This is a genomic window from Eudoraea sp. (assembly GCF_049665975.1).
In the GTDB taxonomy this organism is placed as follows: Bacteria; Bacteroidota; Bacteroidia; order Flavobacteriales; family Flavobacteriaceae; genus Eudoraea.
This window is the reverse complement of record NZ_JBATGR010000090.1, coordinates 1-3853: the sequence shown is the minus strand read 5'-3', so window position 1 is coordinate 3853 and position 3853 is coordinate 1. Positions and strand designations below refer to the sequence as shown.

General features: G+C 39.8%; 3 protein-coding genes. All 3 read left to right on the top strand.

All coding sequences use genetic code 11. From position 1 onward, the window contains the following. The coding region (locus WBN20_RS03750) for an alpha/beta hydrolase family protein (protein ID WP_424280750.1) at window positions 1-862 on the top strand (862 nt) is incomplete at its 5' end. Window positions 863-878: 16 nt separating this feature from the next. Beyond that, a complete protein-coding gene (locus WBN20_RS03745; protein ID WP_424280749.1) occupies window positions 879-2408 on the top strand; it encodes a peptide MFS transporter in 1530 nt (509 codons plus the stop codon). A gap of 57 nt (window positions 2409-2465) precedes the next feature. Beyond that, on the top strand, window positions 2466-3853 hold a 1388-nt coding region (locus WBN20_RS03740), incomplete at its 3' end, for a peptide MFS transporter (RefSeq protein WP_424280748.1).

Below are 3853 nucleotides of genomic sequence, written 5' to 3'. Positions count from 1 at the left end.
ACCTCCTGAATTCACGCTGCATAAGGCGGCATCAGGAGATAAATTAAAGGATATTTTAAACAATAATAGCCTTGTTAGCAAATTAGAGCGATATGAGTTAAGCCCTAAGGAATTTTCTACACTATCTATCAACGAAAACGAATTGAATATGTGGATGGTGAAACCAAAAGATTTTGATCCTTCCAAAAAATATCCCTTGTTAATGTTTCAATACAGCGGGCCGGGATCTCAGGAAGTCGCTAATACATGGTTGGAACCAAATGACTATTGGCATCAGATTCTGGCTTCACAAGGGTATATTGTTGCTTGTGTGGATGGCAGGGGTACCGGTTTAAAGGGACGTGATTTTAAGAAAGTAACTTATTTAAATTTAGTAAAATATGAAACTGAGGATCAAATTGCTGCAGCTAAAAAACTAAGTGAATACCCTTTTATAGACGCGGATAGAACCGGGATATGGGGTTGGAGTTTTGGCGGGCACATGTCTACAAACTGCCTCCTGAAAGGCAGCGATACTTTTGAAATGGCCATAGCAGTTGCACCTGTCACCAGTTGGCGTTTTTATGACACTATCTATACGGAACGATTCATGAGAACTCCAGCGGAAAATCCCGGAGGTTACGATGAGAATTCACCTTTTAATTATCCCCAGCTATTAGAGGGAGATTATTTATTGGTGCACGGTTCCGGAGATGATAATGTACATGTGCAAAACAGCATGCGAATGATAGAAGCCTTGGTACAGGCAAACAAACAATTTGACTGGGCAATTTATCCCGACAAAAACCATAGTATTAAAGGGGGTAATACCAAATTACATTTATATACTAAAATGACTAATTTTATAATGAACAATCTATAACAAACCAAAACAAACCATGGCTACAACAACAAAACCAGCACACCAGAAAGAACTCTTCGGACACCCTACAGGGCTCTATATTCTGTTTATGACTGAAATGTGGGAGCGTTTCTCCTACTATGGAATGAGAGGTATACTGGTATTGTATCTGACAGCGCAAACCAGGGGAGATAACCCCGGATTGGGCTGGTTAGACGGAGAGGCTTTGTCTTTGTATGGCTGGTATACAATGCTGGTCTATGTGGCTTCTATCCCGGGGGGCATCATAGCAGATAAGATAATAGGGCAAAAAAGAGCCGTCATGATAGGTGGCTTTTTATTAGTGGCGGGTCATGGTATTTTATCTATAGAACTCATGTGGGCCTTTTATTCAGGCTTAGGACTCATAATCGCCGGAGTAGGGATGCTTAAACCCAATATATCTACCCTGGTTGGAGGCTTGTACAAACAAGGTGACGAACGACGTGATAAAGGATTTTCAATATTTTATATTGGTATAAATACCGGAGCCGCCTTGGCCGCCCTGGTAGTGGCCTGGGTAGCGGACACCTGGGGATGGCATGCCGGTTTTGGTTTGGCGGCTATTGGTATGGTTTTGGGCCAGGTTATTTACCTTTCAGGACAAAAATATCTGGTAACTGTAGGAAATAAACCAAAGGAGATAGTGGCAGATATCGACAACGTGTCTATAAAAGATATTTTTACGAAACAATTCAGTACCAAGATCCCTTTGTTGGTGACTTTTCTCCTTGCCGTTTCTTCAAGTATTGTAGCTTGGTACTACATAGAAAATCAGAAGGTTGCCTATATTGTTTTCTTTTTATTTCTGTCTATGGTTGTAGGTATGATGGTAACCATTTATGGAGACTTGCGTTCACAAATAGAGAAGGACCGTTACCTGGTCTTGTTACTTTCTTTTATCATAGTAATTGTCTTTTGGGGGGCATTTGAACAGGCAGGTGGGCTCATGAATTTGTATGCAGAGAACAGGACGGACCGGTTCTTATTTGGTTATGAAATTCCTGCAGCTGCTTTTCAGTTTTTCAATCCTTTCTATATCATGATATTCGCTGTTCCCGTTGCTAATTTCTGGATGTGGTGGAAGCATAGGGGGAAAGAAGCTTCCTCACTTTTTAAAATGGCAAATGGAGTTATCATCATGGGCTTAGGATTTGTTTTTATGGTCTTTGCTTCTATGCAATATGAAACCCTTGGCAAATCGGCATTGTATTGGTTAGCACTGGCGTATCTTTTCCACACCATAGGTGAATTATGTGCCTCACCGGTTGCGCTCTCTTTTATAACCAAACTGGCTCCGATACGTTATGGTGCCCTGATGATGGGGGTTTATTTTGCTGCTACCGGGTTGGGGAATAAGGTAGCCGGATTAATTGGAGAATCAGCCTCAGAGGCTGGCGAGCTCAATATTTTTGCAGGGATAACAATCTTTTGTGTAATCTTCGGCTTGTTGGTGATTGCTGTCCTGAAGCCCTTAAAAAGATTAACTCACGGAGCTGAAGAGGATGAACGAGCCATAACAGATTAAGGCGCTGTTTTTACAGTGATAGGTCATATATACCATTAACAAACCAAACTATAGCCAATGAATACTGATATCGAAAATCTGTTTAAGGATAAAGTCTTAGGACATCCTGCAGGCCTATTTGTCTTGTTTTTTACTGAAATGTGGGAACGCTTTTCATTTTATGGAATGCGTATTCTTTTGATCCTCTTCCTTACTGCCCCATTTGTCAGTGATAATCCGGGATGGGATTGGCCAAGAGAACATGCCCTGGCACTTATAGGCACCTATGCTTCGTTACTTTATTTAACTCCTATTATTGGAGGCTATATTGCAGATAAATTTACGGGATATCGTATAGCTGTTGTAATAGGTTGCGCTATTATGACTTTGGGTCATGCTTTTATGGCAGTAGAAACTACCACTACTTTCTATCTGGGTCTAGCCTTTTTGGTTATAGGAACCGGGTTTTTTAAACCTAATATTACTTCGATTATTTCGGAAATGTATAAAGGCAAAGAATCCAAAAAAGATGGAGCATACACTATATTTTATATGGGTGTAAATGCCGGGGCATTTTTCGGAATGATGCTATGCGGGTATTTGGCTGAGAATTTTGGATGGTCCTGGGGATTTGGACTGGCAGGTATTTTTATGTTTTTCGGAATGATGCAATTTTTATTAGCTAAAAATCTATTTGGCAGTGTAGGTGGTAAACCAGGCAAAGTTCATAAGATAGAATTGACTCAAAACATAAATGAAGAGTCTCCTGAAATTATTGAGGAAGAAAAGGCAGTGGAAAAATTAAATCCGTTTACCATATTGGATTATGTCCTTATAGTCCTGTCAGCTGTAGGAGGATTGCTCTATCTCTTTAATGATCCAATTGAGAAGATAAGTGGGGATAGTTTATTGCCTTTCGAGATTGTATTGCCTTTCGAGATTGGGGAATTATCAGGTTCAAATTTTGTAGTACTCTTTGCACTAGTTTTGTTCCTTATTCTTCTTGTCTCAAGGATTTCAAGATATATTCCTTTGGTAAGAGACCGGATTATTGCAGTGGTTTTCTTTGGAATTTTTACTGTAATTTTCTTTGCAGCCTTTGAACAGGCGTTAGGATCTATGACCCTCTTTGCAAGAGATTATACCAATAGAAATTTGGTGGGCTCTTCGGCAATGGTCTTCAAAGTGGTGGATGCACTACTTACAACCGTACCTCTCATAATTATTACATGGGTTTTATATCTGTTGTTTAAAAAGACTTATTCAAGAATATGGTTGTCTAATATCGTACTTGCATTGGCATTTGTAGGGATATGGGTTTTGGTTCTTTATAGATTGTTTGATAAATTTTCTCAAGAGGGAAATCAGATAGATGCATCCTGGTTTGGAATTTTAAACTCCTTTTTTATAATTACCCTGGCTCCTATGTTTTCGCGATGGTGGGAAAGCAAGTACAATCCGAGTGC

Bases quoted from the DNA above. Each gene is read 5' to 3' on its own strand.
- WBN20_RS03745 (WP_424280749.1), top strand. From the start codon at position 879: ATGGCTACAACAACAAAACCAGCACACCAGAAAGAACTCTTCGGACAC.